Below are 15732 nucleotides of genomic sequence, written 5' to 3'. Positions count from 1 at the left end.
AAATAAAAAAAGGAATTCACGTCTGAATCCCTTTTTATTTTTTCGAAAAAATGAATGAATTACTTTTTAAATAATACTGTAATTCCTTCCTGATTTGGTAAAATTTGGCGAGGTTCTTCTGCTGTAACGATACCTGCTTTTTCTTTGCGAGTATTGTTTAACCACATCGGAATCCAGATGAATGGAATAGTTGCTAAGAAAGCAATACACCAGAAACCTGCAAACTCCATAAATAACCACGCTAAAAATCCTAAGAATTGTGCCATGACCTATAATTTAGTATTACAAAAGTAAGATATTATTTTTAGGAATAAAACTAATAATTATCACTTTTCTTTAACAATTCTTCTGCTTAAATTTGTAAGCATATAAGATTTCAATAACGAAATAATTTACAAAAAAATGGAATATAGAATTGAGAAAGACACCATGGGGGAAGTAAAAGTTCCTGCTGACAAATATTGGGGTGCTCAAACAGAACGTTCAAGAAATAACTTTAAAATTGGTCCATCGGCTTCAATGCCAAAAGAGATCATTGAAGGGTTCGCATACTTAAAGAAAGCTGCTGCTTACGCAAATGCTGAATTAGGTGTTTTACCAGTTGAAAAAAGAGATTCAATTGCAGCCGTTTGTGATGAAATCTTAGCAGGTAAATTAGATGGTGAATTTCCATTAGTAATCTGGCAAACAGGTTCAGGAACACAATCAAACATGAATGTGAACGAAGTTATTGCTAACCGTGCTCAAGTATTAGCTGGTGGTAAAATTGGTGAAGGTGAGCCAGTTTTAAAAGCAAATGACGATGTAAACAAATCTCAGTCTTCTAATGATACTTACCCAACAGGTATGCACATTGCTGCTTACAAAGCTGTTGTAGAAGTAACAATTCCAGGTGTAGAGCAATTACGTGATACTTTAGCAAAAAAATCTGCTGAATTCATGAACGTTGTAAAAATTGGTCGTACACACTTAATGGATGCTACTCCTTTAACTTTAGGTCAAGAATTATCTGGATATGTAGCGCAATTGAACCATGGTTTAAAAGCGTTAAAAAATACATTAGCTCACTTATCTGAATTAGCTTTAGGTGGTACAGCTGTAGGTACAGGATTAAACACACCTGCTGGTTATGATGTATTAGTAGCGAAATACATTGCAGAATTTACAGGTCACCCATTTGTAACTGCTGAAAACAAATTCGAAGCTTTAGCTGCACACGATGCGATTGTTGAAACTCACGGAGCATTAAAACAATTAGCAGTTTCTTTAAATAAAATTGCGAATGATATCCGTATGTTAGCATCAGGACCTCGTTCAGGTATTGGAGAAATCTTAATTCCAGAAAACGAGCCAGGATCTTCTATCATGCCAGGAAAAGTTAACCCTACACAATGTGAAGCTTTAACAATGGTTGCTGCTCAAGTAATGGGTAACGATGTTGCTATTACAATTGGTGGTACACAAGGTCACTACGAATTAAACGTATTCAAACCATTAATGGCAGCTAATTTCTTACAATCAGCTCGTTTAATTGGAGATGCTTGTGTTTCTTTCGACGAGCACTGTGCACAAGGTATTGAGCCAAACTATAAACGTATTAAAGAATTAGTAGATAATTCATTAATGTTAGTAACCGCTTTAAATACTAAAATTGGATACTACAAAGCAGCTGAGATTGCTCAAACAGCACACAAAAATAACTCAACATTAAAAGAAACTGCAATTGCATTAGGATATGTAACTGCGGAAGAATTTGACGAATGGGTTAAACCAGAAGATATGGTTGGTTCTTTAAAATAAGAAGAAATTTATCACTTATACAAAGCCGTTCCATTGGAACGGCTTTTTTTATTTATATTTAAAACTAATGATTTTGTATTCTTGATTTTTGAGTTGTTTCATAATATAATCTCTTTCATTTTCTGCTTGATTACGTTGATAATAATTCTTTTCATACCCGGATTGGATTTCAGAAGAACCCAAATTACTCATTAAAAATTGTTTTACATTTTCATAACGATTTTTGGACTCCTTAAACACATCATTTCTCCCTATATCTAAATCATATATTTCAGAGATATACACATCTTTTTTAAACCCATAAAAAATAGTATAGAAATAAAATTTTGTTTTCTCTATTTTAGGGTTTGAATTACCTTGTCCAAAGGCAGAAATAGCAAAAAAAAATGCTACAGTAAAAAAAAGGAAATGTTTTTTCATGGTATTTAATTAAGAATGAGATAATTAAATATAACATTTAAAATTGAAATTTCTAAACAAATAACTTCTTAAACTTATAGAAAGAATTTATTATCTTTGTAAACCTTTATAAAAAACAATATAGACATGTTTCAAAGTCTTCAAGATAAATTAGACAAAGCTTTACATACCTTAAAAGGAAAAGGACAGATTACAGAAATTAACGTTGCTGAAACGATTAAAGAGGTGAGAAGAGCCCTTGTGGATGCCGATGTTAGTTACAAAGTGGCGAAAGATTTTACAGATACTGTAAAGAAAAAAGCCTTAGGTGCTGACGTTTTAACTTCGTTAAATCCAAGTCAATTAATGGTTAAAATCGTTCATGACGAATTAACTGAATTGATGGGAGGAAAGCAAGCTGATTTAGTGGCTGATGGTAATCCTGCCATTATTTTAATTGCTGGTTTACAAGGATCTGGTAAAACAACTTTCTCAGGTAAATTAGCCAATTATTTAAAGACTTCTAAAAACAAAAAAGTATTGTTAGTTGCTGGTGACGTTTACCGTCCAGCTGCCATTAATCAATTACAGGTATTAGGAGAACAAATTGGTGTCGATGTATTTGCTGATTTAGAAAATAAAAATCCTGTAGAGATTGCTCAAAATGCATTAGCTCAAGCAAAGCAAAATGGTAATAATGTCGTTATTATCGATACTGCTGGTCGTTTAGCAATTGATGAGCAAATGATGGACGAAATTCGTCGTGTTCATCAAACTGTTCAACCAACAGAAACTTTATTCGTTGTGGACTCAATGACGGGTCAAGATGCTGTAAATACAGCAAAAGCTTTCAATGATGTATTGGATTACAATGGAGTTGTATTAACAAAGTTAGATGGTGATACGCGTGGTGGGGCTGCTTTAACAATTCGTACAGTGGTTGATAAACCAATTAAGTTTATTTCGACTGGTGAAAAAATGGAAGCTTTAGACATTTTCTACCCTGAACGTATGGCAGATCGTATCCTAGGGATGGGAGACGTTGTATCGTTAGTAGAACGTGCGCAAGCGCAATTCGACGAAGAAGAAGCTAAACGTTTACAAAAGAAAATTGCTAAAAATAGTTTTGATTTTGATGATTTCTTAAAACAGATTCAACAAATCAAACGTATGGGTAATATGAAAGATTTAATCGGAATGATCCCAGGTGCTGGTAAAGCATTAAAGGATGTAGAGATTAATGACGATGCCTTTAAAGGTGTTGAAGCGATTATCCACTCAATGACTCCAAAAGAGCGTCAAAACCCTAACATCATTGACAATTCACGTAAGAAAAGAATTGCAGCAGGATCTGGAACATCATTACAAGAAGTAAATCAATTGTTGAAACAATTCTCTGAAATGGGGAAAATGATGAAATTCATGAATTCTTCTCAAGGAAAATCAATGATGGAGAAAATGGCTAAAAATATGCCAGCTGGTGGTTTCCCTGGAATGCCAGGAGGAATGCCTAAAATGTAATTATTGATTCTACAATAGTATAAAGAACCTTCAAGTCATTGGAGGTTTTTTTATTTTATATTGGTTTTAATTATGTTAAATAGAATGCGGTGTTAAATATTTAATATCGAACGGAAAGGGTAAATTTTCAATTTTTCACTATGTTTTAATTAATTAGCAGTAAATGAATAGATTAAAATAAATAGGTATAGTAATCGTTACTTTATGTCTTATAAATTGTATAAATAGTGATGTGATTAATTCAATCGATGTAAGGTAAGAGTTTATTAATTCTGAAAATCGATTATGTAAGAAATTAATGTAATAACTGATTCTACAGCAATGATTAATAAGGATAAGAATAATTTACTACTACAAAATATGCAGGAGGTTATGAATTCAATTTAAATGCAAGAGATGTTCAACATTATCAAATGATTCAATCTCAAATGATTCAATCAAAGCTTACGAAAGAAAATTTAAAGACAGATAGCGCTCGTGTAAATGCAAATGCATATGGTCATCAAATTGTATTCATTAAAGCAATCGTTAATAATAATCCTACAACAATTTATTACCAACGTAATTATTCAACATGAATTATGATTACAGATTATGTATTTCTAAAATATATTCGAGAAAATAAACCAATCAATTGTATTCATTCAATTAATTGAAACATATCGTAAACCTATAGTACCTGAAACTATTCTTAGAATTATATAATTACTATTATAATAGGGCTTTATAATTATCCCATTTAACATAATAAAGATTATTAATAATAAAATAACAAAGTTATTTTTATTATTATAATATATATTATGTTAAGTAAGAGTTTTTAATTCCTCTATTAGTTATATGTTGATCGTAATAATTAATTTAATGTTTGGTCATCTTATAAATGAATTGTCTAAAGAGGAATTGTCATGATTCAACGAAAAGTCTTAATCAATGAATACTTAATTTTTATTTCTGATTTTCATTCTTAATGTAATGATCATTTCTAATCTATCGATTAATGATAGCTATTGAATTATAATTGATTTCATTAATACTTTAAGTTTAATATTTATTATACACATTTAATCGATTACATCGACAATTTTGAAATTATAAGAAATAAAGTTCTACTACACTAATCGGATTTGGATACCTTAATTTTGGTGAATGATTATCATCCGAATTATAAATCCACTATCTATTTAACATAATAAAGAACGTTTAAAATACCTTACTTATATCATTACTTAAACGATAAATCTTTAACGATTTCTATTGCTATTTAGATTAATTTAAAATAAATTTGCACCCGAATTCATATACTATGAAAAAAGGGTTTATTACATTAGGTTTATTATTAGGAACGATTACTAGTTTGCAAGCTCAGAAAATTATTACAGGAAAAATAGTTGATGAGAACAATAAACCATTATCTAATGTATTGGTTCAAGAACCAATTAGTAAAAAATGGACACATACGAAAAAAGATGGGACATATGCTATTGAGGTTTCTTCCGATCAAACAACTTTAATTATATCTCAATTGGGTAAAGATATCCAAGAAATTATAGTTGATGAAACCTTTAATCAGCAGACCACTACCCTTTTTACACAAAATTTACGTTTAGAGGAAGTCGTTATTTTTCCAAAGCGTAAAAAAGAATATTCAGAGATTGTTTTAGGAAAAGAAGCAGTCGAAAATGTACAAGCTTTCTCTGTTAATGAGGTTTTAGAACAATTACCAGGACAGTTTACCCCAGATTTTAATAACAATCAATTCAAAAATATTGTTTTCCGTACGGCTAATAATAATATGAATATTGCTAAAATCACAAATGGAACGCAAGACCGACAAGATTACTTTGCCAATCGTGCGTTTGGGACATCGATTGTATTAAATGATATTCCTTTATCAAATAACGAGAATATGCAGTCCTTTTCTCCTAACACATCCAGTCCTTTTGGGTATAACTCAGGAAACTCGTTTGGGGATGGTGCAGATAACTCGTTTTCTAATGCCAATTATGGGTATGATTTACGTGAATTAGCAACGAATAACATCGAGGAAATTAAAGTGATTCAAGGGGTTGCTCCTGCTAAATATGGGGATATGACATCTGGTTTGGTATTAATTCAAACCAAAGTTGGAGAATCACCATTACGTGCATCGATCTCAATGCGTGATGCCACTACAGAGTATAATTTAACTAAAGGATTTAAATTAAATGCGCATAATTTCATTAATGCACAAGTTAATTTCTTGCAATCAAATTCTGATCCTCGAAACAGTTTAACGAAATACAATCGTTTAAACGGTAATTTTTCATGGAAAACCAATAATGAATCGGCCACAATTACGAATACCTTAACCGCGAATATTGGTTATCGTGCTGATCAATTGAAATCGAACCCTGATGATTTTGCAGATGCAAAAGTTAAAGATGATCGTACTTCGATAAAAATTTCAGATAATTTCAAATGGAATCTGAAAAAATCATGGATTGATACATTTAATATTGATGCGAATTTCAATTACGAAAAATCAAATTCATATAAAGAAGAATGGCGTAACCAAGGTAATGCAGCGGTAACTGATGCTACTTCTGAAGGTATTCACCAAGCCATTATAATTCCAGCTCAATATTTTTATAACATGAATGTGGAAGGAATTCCGATTTCTACTTATTTAAATTTAGAGGGGAATAAATCCATTACGACGAAAAAGGAATGGATTCATACTATTTCTGCAGGTATTTCTACGAGAACAAGTTCTAATCAAGGAAAAGGACGTTATACTACAGGAAATAATGTACCGAATTATCTAACTTTAAGTGGTTCAGGTGGATCATTAGGTTATCGTGATTATAACTTTAGAAATGCAAAAACTGTTTTCCAATTTGCGGCATATGCAGAAGACCAAATCACAAAGTATTTTAAAGACCATACAGTTCTTAAGTTGGATTTAGGTTTACGTTACGAAAATCAATTGGGATTTTCAACAATCCAACCTCGTGTAAATTCGTCATATGCTTTTAATAAATTTTTAAGGGTAAGAGCTGGATTCGGAATGGCGAGCAAAACTCCATCGTTAAATCAATTGTATACAGGTAACCGTTATTATGATTATTTATTAGGTGAAGGAATTTATTCTGTCCCTGGTACTGGTTTAATTGGATGGATTCAAAGTTTTGAACTTCCAGGCGATAATCCAAACTTAAAACCTATCCGTTCCATGAACACAGAATTTGGTACAGATTTGAATTTTAAATTTGGTACATTAAATCTGACAGGATTTTACAACAAATTAACGGATGGAATATCTTCTGTGCAAGATCCCTTCTATCGTACTGTTGCAGAAATTGCTTTAAATAATACCACAAATCCAGCAACGTATACAGTGGTTGGACAAAAAAATATCGGTTTTTTCAGCTCTCAGTTAATGAACAATTTAACGACTGAAGATTTAGGTGCTGAAGCCTTTATGACATTCAACCGTATAAAACCATTAAACTTAGATATTCAGTTGAATGCCTCATACATTGAAACTAAAAATACACCAAATAAATATACGTACACTGCTTCTACTGTTCTAACTGAACCAGAAAAATATGCTGTATACAATGCTTTAGAATCCAAAACAAAGCAATTCACAATGGGTTCTAATTTCAATTATCATTTACGCAAAGTGGGTTTACTTCTTTCACTAAGAACGGAACATATTTTGTTGATGAATCATAATCGAAATCAAGATCGTTTTCCAGTAGGATATTTAGATGAGCAAATGGTATATCATGCCATTCCAGAAGCAGATCAAACCAATACTGATAAGTATGGACACTTAATAAGTACGCCAATTAAAGGGGATCAAAGTTTACAAAATGCAATTCATAATATGCATTTAAGAATTTCGAAAGACTTTATGAATGGTTTTAAAGTTTCGGTTTATACCACGAATGTATTCGGTCTTAAACCGACGTATTACAATTCAAATGGGGTAAAATTATTGTACCCTATCGCTCAATTTTCTCTTGGTGGAAAATTAGAGTATTCATTTTAATTAACTCTTATATCAATAGAATGTATAAAAAGTTACTTCTTTTAACACCTTTTATCGCAGGATTATTATTCAATTCATGTATGGATGATGATTTTGGAGGAATGAATTTATCACCAGTGAATCTTACCACACAAGTTAAATTTGGTGGAGATTTTGAAACGACTAAAAAAGCCGTAAACGCAAGTGTAACGTTACGAAATGCAGATACTGGTGTTGAATATGTTGGAAGAACAGATGAAAATGGGATATATAATTTACCAGCCATTCTACCGGGTAAATATACTGCAAGTGTAACTTTTACTTTAACCCCAGATCAATTTGAAGATTATTTCGGATATGAATCGGGATCAGAAGATGTTATCACATTCAATGGTGTAGCACAAAATATCGATATTTTAACAAGTGGTACAACAATTACCATTGAATTATTTGCAGCGAATACCATTGGAGGATTAGTCATCAAACAAATCCATTATGGAGGTTCGCACACCACACGTGGTGCATCATTCAGAGATCAATTTGTTGAGATTTATAATAATTCTTCGGAAGTGATTTTTGCTGATGGATTAATTTTTGCTCAATTATTTGGTAATAATACGGTAGGTAGTACGCCTTATCATACCGCTACAGGACAATTGAACTGGGCAATGAGTGAAGGCAATACAAAAGGCGAAGCGGCAAATACAGATTATGTTTATGCGGATAATGTTTATCGTATTCCTGGAAGTGGACAGCAATATCCTATTCAGCCTGGGCAAAGTATTGTTATTGCAGCTACTGCGATTAATCACCAATCCAATTATACAGATAATAATGGGAACTCCGTAAGCATACAAGATCCTTCGTTAACAATTGATCTATCTAACGCTGATTTTGAAGCTAATCTTACAGCCTACACAGGATCTCAATACCGTTATGATATTCAAAATCCTAACGTACCTGATTTAGAAATTGTACATTGGGTGTCTGGATCAGATATGGTATTAGATAATCAAGGGCGTGATGGATATGTGATTTTTAGAGCAACACCAGAAGAAATTGCTTCTTTTGATCGATTAAAAAATCCAAGCAATGCCAACAATAACTTGTACTTACAAATCCCAAATCGTTTAATCATAGACGGGGTTGATACAACAAAAGATCTAGGAAATAATTTCGTTCCTAAAAAACTGAATGTTTCCATCGATGCAGGTACAACATTCTTAGAGACTGGTGCTTTTAGTTCATATTCAGTGATCCGTAAAACTCAAAAAGTGGTGAATGGACGAATTATTCTAAAAGATACCAATAACTCGACAGAAGATTTTGTCAATATTTGGGCTTCACCACGAGCTTTTGCTAATTAAATTTAATGATAGAATGAAATCTACTATAGATTTAAATTCATACGATATCTCCTTGTTTGTACGTCAAAAGACAAACAAGGTTTTCTTCTTATTGGCGACGTCATTAGGAGGAATTGTTTTTGCACAGACAGAAGATACAATTAAGGTCGATACAAATCCGTTGTATCAAAACGATATTTCGGAATTAAATCATTTACCTGTGACTTTTGCAAACCGTGAAATCAAGGATTTTACTCATACTGAAGTATATTATCAATTTAAGAAAAACGAATTTGCACGTCGTCAGACTGCTGCAGAAACTTCACGTTATGGTTTTAGAAGCCAGGGTTTATTTAACATCAAAACGGATTTGAAAGTTTTCGGTTCCATTGATTTGCAAAAATATCTTGAAAAAGATTTGAGCTACACGTTGGATGATACCCGTACTGATGAAATAGAAGTTTTACACCCGATGTATTATTTTGTACCTCGTGCAGCAGATTGGAATAATCAACAATACAGTATCAATGCAGGAATTATAAAGAGTTTTGGGGATTTAAATCTTGTGGCTAAAGCAAGTTTAGATGCGAATAAATTAGCTCGTCAAGTAGATCCACGACCTGAAATCTCGAACCGTAAATTAAATGGTGAATTGCAAGCTGGTTATACATTTGGAGCACATCAAATCTTTGCACTTGCTGGTTATGGTGTAAAAGATAAAGACTACAAGTATTATTATAACAATACACAATTAAATAATATTGCATATCCTGAAACATACTTGCGTTTCAGTTCTGGATTTGGTCGAGTAATTAATCAGCCTTATTTAAATTCAGCCGAATCTAAGTCCGCAAATCGTTATTTTTCCCGTACTACTTATAAAAAATTAGGTGGTGGATATCAGCTTCAATTAGCGAAAACATTAATATCTGGTAATTACAGTTATCAAAAGAATTTAGAAAACTTTTATGATGAAGATTTTTTAGATGATCAATACTTGAAATTTCAATATCAAACCATTACTCATAGTGGAGCAATCCGTTGGAGACAATTGATGGGAAATAAAACGTTAAGATCTACATTATCTGGGTTCAAAACGACTTCTAAGAATTATGATGTAACGTCACAAGGTTCAAATTATATGAACCGACAACGAAATATTACGTGGGATATCAATTTATTGAATCAACGCCAACACGTGGTGAAATATTATATTGGATTACAAGCGGCTTATAATCAGAATCGTTATATGGACCAATTAGGTTATGTAGATCAAAAAATTAATTCATTAACGGCTGGTATCTATGCAAATCGCGATATTGAAATCAAAAATAATTCAAAATTTAATGTTGGTTTAGCCTTCAATTATTATACAGCCTTAAAATCTGAATTGGATTATCTAAATTTATCAGGAACAACAGATAATGTTTTATACCGTGAAGTAATTGCGCATGATTTCACTTACAATGCTATGGATAAATTGGATGCTAAGGCTGATGTACGCTACGTTTTACCTGTTAAAAATAATAAAAACGTTGTCGTATATACACAATTAAGAAGTATCTTCGCATTGGATAAAAATAGAAATCAACCAGTCGATATCAATACCGAAACAACGTATCAAGTAAACGTAGGTATTCAACTGAATTATTAAACATAAAGAATGAAGAAAGCAATTCCTTTCATCGCACTAGGTGTTAGTTTTACTTTATTAGCCTTAAAACCTAATAAAGTGATCGATCAAGGCTATACGATTGATCAATTGCGAACATTATATTCAAGTGGTGACCAATCGAAATGGCCCACTCCAACAGTAGATTCTTCTGTTTATGCAGAAGGATTTGAAGATATTGGTGTTTTAGGTAAAGTTCCATTTCCTGAATCAAACCCTTATTCAAAAGAAAAGGCAGATTTAGGTAAGGTTTTATTTTTTGATCCTCGCCTATCCAATTCCAATCAAATTTCATGTGCCAATTGTCATGATCCAGAACAAAATTGGGGCGACGGAAGACGAGTGCCTTATGGAGAAGATCGTCAATTAGGAAGCCGAAATTCACCGAGTTTAATGAATGTTGCTTATACAAAAGTGATGTTTTGGGACGGACGTGCAGCGAATTTAGAAGAACAAGCAGAATTTCCTATTCGCGATAAAAAAGAAATGAATTATCATATTGATTTCGCGACAAAAAAATTAAGTCAAATTGAAGGGTACAAAAAACTTTTTAAAGAGGCGTATGGTGATGGTAAAGTAACGAATGAGCGAATTGTAAAAGCATTAGCTACTTTTCAACGTACGATTTTATCACCAAAAACTCGATTTGATAAATTTGTATCAGGAGATTCGAAACAATTAACGGATCAGGAAGTTCAAGGATTACATTTATTCCGTACTAAGGCCCGTTGCATCAATTGTCACAATACCGCTTTATTCTCTGATTCAAAGATGCATAATATTGGATTAACCTATTATGGTCGTGAATATGAAGATTTAGGATTTTATAACACAACTAAATTGGCTAAAAATGTAGGAGAATTTAAAACTCCTTCATTACGAGAGGTTCCTCAAAATGCACCTTATATGCATAATGGTTTATTTCCAAATATCCGAGGAGTTTTAAACATGTACAATGCTGGAATGTTCCATTTTCAACCCAACGAAAAGCAAAAGAATGATTCATTATTCCCTAAAACTTCACCTTTGATTCAAAAAATCAATTTGAATAACGAAGAACTGGATGCTTTAGAAGCTTTTTTAATGAGTTTAAAACAAAATCAATATAAAATGAGAGCTCCAGAATTACCCAAATAATTCGAGCTTATAGATAAACTAAGAGCGATTCTACATCAAGAATCGCTTTTTTTGTATCTTTATACGTATGGAAAATAATGATTCAATTATCCTATTTTGGTTCAGACGAGATTTACGATTACATGATAATGTAGCCTTATATCATGCCTTAAATCAAGAATGTAAAGTTCTACCTGTTTTTGTTTTTGATACGAATATCCTTGATGATTTAGAAAATAAAACAGACCGACGAGTGGATTATATTCATCAGGCGTTGATGGCAATAAACAATGAATTATCGCATTATAATAGTTCCATTCTTACATTATACGGTGATCCAGTAGAAGAATTATTGAAATTAAAAAATCAATATGCAATACATTCCATTTACTGCAATGAAGATTTTGAACCTTATGGTATTGATCGGGATAGAAAAGTTCGTCAATATTTCAAAATGCAATCATTTACGGATCATGTTATCTTTCGATACGATGAAATCTTAAAAAAAGATGCTACACCCTACACGGTTTTTACACCTTATAGCAAACAATGGAAATTGAAATTAGTCCCAGAGCGTTATCAAACTTACATCCCTAACCTTGATAACTTATACTCTTTTACATCTGATGTTTTGGATTTGAACCACATTGGATTTGAACCGACAGATTTAAAATTTGAAATCCCTTCTATTCCATTCGATGATTTACATTCGTATGCCGAAGTTCGAGATTTACCAGCATTAGATGCAACTACAAAATTAAGTTTGCCTTTACGATTTGGTACAATATCTATTCGATCTTGTGTAAAGACAGCTGTAGAAAATGGATTTGAAATATGGTTAAATGAATTAATTTGGAGAGAGTTTTTTATTCAAATTTTAGCCCATTTTCCAGAGTCTTCAACGAAAGCGTTCAAACCGAAATATGATGCAATCCAATGGCGAAATAATGAACAAGAGTTTCAATGTTGGTGTGAAGGTAAAACAGGCTATCCTATTGTAGATGCTGGTATGATTGAATTAAATGAAACAGGTTTTATGCACAATCGTGTCCGTATGATTGTTGCAAGTTTCTTATGCAAGCATTTATTAATTGATTGGCGTTGGGGAGAATCCGATTTTGCATCAAAGTTAAATGATTATGAAATGGCTTCAAATGTAGGAAATTGGCAATGGGCTTCAAGTTCAGGTTGTGATGCTACGCCCTATTTTCGAGTATTTAATCCTACCTTGCAACAACAAAAGTTTGACCCACAATTTCAATACATCAAACGATGGATACCAAGATTTGATCCAAATCATTATATTCCACCTATCGTACCTCATGATTTTGCAAGACAAAGAGCTATTAGTACATACAAAGAAGGAATCAATAATTTTTAACTTATCCAATGGTATTGGAATCTATTCCTAAATCGCTGAACTTTATATAAAATTAAACATGCCTACGCTCAATATAAATCTCTTAAATTATAACAAGCAGAATGATTATGACGCATTAATACATCATTTAAATTCCAATGATTTAATATCGAATGCTCAAATCTACCCACAAGAACAACGTCTTGAAATTGAAAGTAAAAAAATATTTAAAATTAAAGCTTTCGTTTATGAAGCTTTAGATGAGTTTGAAATTCAATATGAATCAAAAACTGAATCGTTTCCAATTTTAAATATGACGTGTGCTTCATGTGCATCAAGTTCACAATCATTTCTACGACGCCAAGAAGGAGTAATATCAGCAGATGTTAATTACGCGAGTACATCGGGTACAATTACATATGCTCCGTCACAGACCAATCCAGAGCAATTAAAAACAAAATTAAATGAAATCGGATTCGAATTGGTAATTCCAATTGAAGATGATGATGATTTGATGCCATTTGATGAAATGATGGCCTTGCGTTTACAGTTACAACGAAACAATACCATGGGTGCAGTAGCGCTAGGTATTCCTCTTTTTGTGATTGGAATGTTCTTTATGTCATGGGAATGGGCAAATTTCACCATGTGGTTATTAAGCACGTTTATCCTATTTATTTTTGGCCAAAAGTTTTTTGTTGGAGCACTTCAACAATTAAAAAATAAAACAGCAAATATGGATACTTTAGTTGCTTTAAGTACGGGTATTGCCTATGGTTTTAGTTGTTTTAATTATTTGTTTCCCCATGCCTTACATCAAGAAGGAACACAGCATGCCCCAATTTATTTTGAAGCGGCTGGTTTGATTGTTGTTTTTATTTTAATTGGTAAGTATTTAGAAGAAAAAGCCAAATTTAAGACGTCTCAAGCCATTCAAGATTTGATGGAGTTACAACCTAAAGTAGTTTCTTATCTCGATGGAAATGAGATAAAAACAAAATCCATTGATGATGTGCAAGTTCATGATATACTGATTGCAAATGCTGGCGAAAAAATTGCTGTCGATGGAATCATCTTTTCTGGAAATACCTCGGTAGATGAAAGTACTTTAACGGGTGAACCACTGCCTGTGGATAAAACTGTAGGGCAAAAAGTATTTGCAGGAACCATTAATCAAACGCATCGTATTCAATACCAAGCAGCTTCAGTAGGCGATGATACTATTTTGGCTCAAATTATTCGTTCAGTACAACTGGCACAAGCTTCAAAAGCACCGGTTCAGCAATTGGTGGATAAAATTGCAGGTATTTTTGTACCTATTGTGCTGGGTATCGCATTAATCACTTTTCTGGTGTGGTATTTTATCAATCCATCATCTAATCTGAATATTGCTTTATTAACTTCAATAACAGTCCTTGTGATTGCATGTCCATGTGCACTTGGTTTAGCAACACCTACAGCCTTGATGGTGGCTATGGGGAAAGGTGCAAAACATGGAATACTCATTAAAGATGCTGAAAGTTTAGAACAAGCCAATAAAGTAAATGCCATCGTATTGGACAAAACGGGTACAATTACCGAAGGAAAACCAAAAGTTCAAGAATTTGAATGGTATGGAAATGCTGATGATTATAAAATCCTTCAATCATTAGAAGAAAGTTCTAATCATCCATTGGCTCAAGCCATTTTAGATGTCATTCCTGCATCTTCCGAAAAGTTAACTTTATTGGATATTGAGGAAATCATTGGTTTTGGTTTGAAAGGAAATTATAACGGTTCTGAATACAAAATTGGTAAATCCGATTGGTTATTTTCTTCACATGTAAAGGTTCAACCTCATCAAGAAGAAATTCTAAAAAAGCTTATAGAAAATCATTATTCTATTTCTGTTTTTATTAAAGATGATCAATTAATTGGAATATTTGGAATTTCAGATCAAATAAAAACTTCAGCTCGTGAAGCAATTCAACATTTCCAAAAACAAGGCATTGAAGTATATATGCTAACTGGTGACCATCAATTGGCAGGTGAACGTATCGCTCATGCTGTAGGAATTCAACATGTTATAGGTAATGCATTACCTCATCAAAAGTTAGCGTTTATTGAAAAGCTTCAATCTGAAGGCCAATTGGTTGCGATGGTTGGTGATGGAATTAATGATTCTGCTGCGCTTGCAAAAGCAAATGTTTCGATTGCGATGGGACACGGTTCAGATATCGCGATGGATGTTGCTCAAATTACCATCTTAAACGGTGATTTGAATAAAGTTATGCAGGCGATTCATTTATCGAAACAAACGGTAAAAACAATCCATTTCAACTTATTCTGGGCGTTTATATATAATGTAATTGGAATCCCTATTGCTGCAGGAGTTTTATTTTCATACAATGGGTTTTTATTAAATCCTATGATCGCAGGAGCAGCAATGGCATTTAGTAGTATTAGTGTGGTAACAAACAGTATATTACTCAATTATCGAAAAATATAAAATTAAAAAGGC

The 15732-nt window shown here is 32.6% G+C and carries 11 protein-coding genes; 9 read left to right on the top strand and 2 right to left on the bottom strand.

All coding sequences use genetic code 11. The features are described from left to right. Window positions 1-59: 59 nt before the first annotated feature. Window positions 60-266, bottom strand: a complete 207-nt coding sequence (locus AC1QSP_RS02805) for a hypothetical protein (RefSeq protein WP_322969891.1) — start codon at window positions 264-266, stop codon at window positions 60-62. A 136-nt stretch (window positions 267-402) separates the two neighbouring features. Here AC1QSP_RS02805 and fumC point away from each other — a divergent pair, with 136 nt between their 5' ends. Then, complete coding sequence (fumC, locus tag AC1QSP_RS02800) at window positions 403-1800, top strand: class II fumarate hydratase (protein ID WP_484079683.1); 1398 nt, start codon at window positions 403-405, stop codon at window positions 1798-1800. Window positions 1801-1848: 48 nt separating this feature from the next. Here fumC and AC1QSP_RS02795 read toward each other — a convergent pair whose 3' ends face one another. Continuing rightward, window positions 1849-2220 (bottom strand): hypothetical protein, encoded by a 372-nt coding sequence (locus AC1QSP_RS02795; RefSeq protein ID WP_484079682.1) that lies wholly within the window; start codon window positions 2218-2220, stop codon window positions 1849-1851. A 126-nt stretch (window positions 2221-2346) separates the two neighbouring features. Between AC1QSP_RS02795 and ffh the strand changes: the two genes are divergently transcribed. The 8 genes from ffh (at window position 2347) to AC1QSP_RS02755 (ending at window position 15720) form a co-directional block, all read left to right on the top strand. After that, window positions 2347-3720, top strand: a complete 1374-nt coding sequence (gene ffh / locus AC1QSP_RS02790; protein WP_484079681.1) for a signal recognition particle protein — start codon at window positions 2347-2349, stop codon at window positions 3718-3720. A gap of 413 nt (window positions 3721-4133) precedes the next feature. Beyond that, window positions 4134-4298: a hypothetical protein gene (locus AC1QSP_RS02785; RefSeq protein WP_484079680.1), complete on the top strand. Its 165-nt coding sequence runs from the start codon at window positions 4134-4136 to the stop codon at window positions 4296-4298. Between the two features lie 728 nt (window positions 4299-5026). Beyond that, the gene (locus tag AC1QSP_RS02780; RefSeq protein WP_484079679.1) at window positions 5027-7759 is read left to right on the top strand and encodes a TonB-dependent receptor; all 2733 of its coding nucleotides are present in this window, start codon (window positions 5027-5029) and stop codon (window positions 7757-7759) included. 20 nt (window positions 7760-7779) lie between these two features. Then, window positions 7780-9105 (top strand): DUF4876 domain-containing protein, encoded by a 1326-nt coding sequence (locus tag AC1QSP_RS02775; protein ID WP_484079678.1) that lies wholly within the window; start codon window positions 7780-7782, stop codon window positions 9103-9105. Between the two features lie 13 nt (window positions 9106-9118). Next, the gene (locus AC1QSP_RS02770) at window positions 9119-10738 is read left to right on the top strand and encodes a DUF6850 family outer membrane beta-barrel protein (protein ID WP_484079677.1); all 1620 of its coding nucleotides are present in this window, start codon (window positions 9119-9121) and stop codon (window positions 10736-10738) included. Between the two features lie 9 nt (window positions 10739-10747). Beyond that, on the top strand, window positions 10748-11893 hold the full coding sequence (locus tag AC1QSP_RS02765; protein ID WP_484079676.1) for a cytochrome-c peroxidase: 1146 nt from the start codon (window positions 10748-10750) through the stop codon (window positions 11891-11893). A gap of 67 nt (window positions 11894-11960) precedes the next feature. After that, the gene (locus AC1QSP_RS02760) at window positions 11961-13253 is read left to right on the top strand and encodes a cryptochrome/photolyase family protein (protein WP_484079675.1); all 1293 of its coding nucleotides are present in this window, start codon (window positions 11961-11963) and stop codon (window positions 13251-13253) included. A 58-nt stretch (window positions 13254-13311) separates the two neighbouring features. After that, window positions 13312-15720 (top strand): heavy metal translocating P-type ATPase, encoded by a 2409-nt coding sequence (locus tag AC1QSP_RS02755; RefSeq protein WP_484079674.1) that lies wholly within the window; start codon window positions 13312-13314, stop codon window positions 15718-15720. The last annotated feature ends 12 nt before the right edge of the window (window positions 15721-15732 follow it).

The sequence above is a fragment of the Faecalibacter sp. genome (assembly GCF_057177045.1).
Note: the sequence above shows the minus strand (reverse complement) of the source record. Positions and strands in the feature narration are given on the sequence as shown.

Bases quoted from the DNA above. Each gene is read 5' to 3' on its own strand.
- AC1QSP_RS02805 (WP_322969891.1), bottom strand. From the start codon at position 266: ATGGCACAATTCTTAGGATTTTTAGCGTGGTTATTTATGGAGTTTGCA.
- fumC (WP_484079683.1), top strand. From the start codon at position 403: ATGGAATATAGAATTGAGAAAGACACCATGGGGGAAGTAAAAGTTCCT.
- AC1QSP_RS02795 (WP_484079682.1), bottom strand. From the start codon at position 2,220: ATGAAAAAACATTTCCTTTTTTTTACTGTAGCATTTTTTTTTGCTATT.
- ffh (WP_484079681.1), top strand. From the start codon at position 2,347: ATGTTTCAAAGTCTTCAAGATAAATTAGACAAAGCTTTACATACCTTA.
- AC1QSP_RS02785 (WP_484079680.1), top strand. From the start codon at position 4,134: ATGATTCAATCTCAAATGATTCAATCAAAGCTTACGAAAGAAAATTTA.
- AC1QSP_RS02780 (WP_484079679.1), top strand. From the start codon at position 5,027: ATGAAAAAAGGGTTTATTACATTAGGTTTATTATTAGGAACGATTACT.
- AC1QSP_RS02775 (WP_484079678.1), top strand. From the start codon at position 7,780: ATGTATAAAAAGTTACTTCTTTTAACACCTTTTATCGCAGGATTATTA.
- AC1QSP_RS02770 (WP_484079677.1), top strand. From the start codon at position 9,119: ATGAAATCTACTATAGATTTAAATTCATACGATATCTCCTTGTTTGTA.
- AC1QSP_RS02765 (WP_484079676.1), top strand. From the start codon at position 10,748: ATGAAGAAAGCAATTCCTTTCATCGCACTAGGTGTTAGTTTTACTTTA.
- AC1QSP_RS02760 (WP_484079675.1), top strand. From the start codon at position 11,961: ATGGAAAATAATGATTCAATTATCCTATTTTGGTTCAGACGAGATTTA.
- AC1QSP_RS02755 (WP_484079674.1), top strand. From the start codon at position 13,312: ATGCCTACGCTCAATATAAATCTCTTAAATTATAACAAGCAGAATGAT.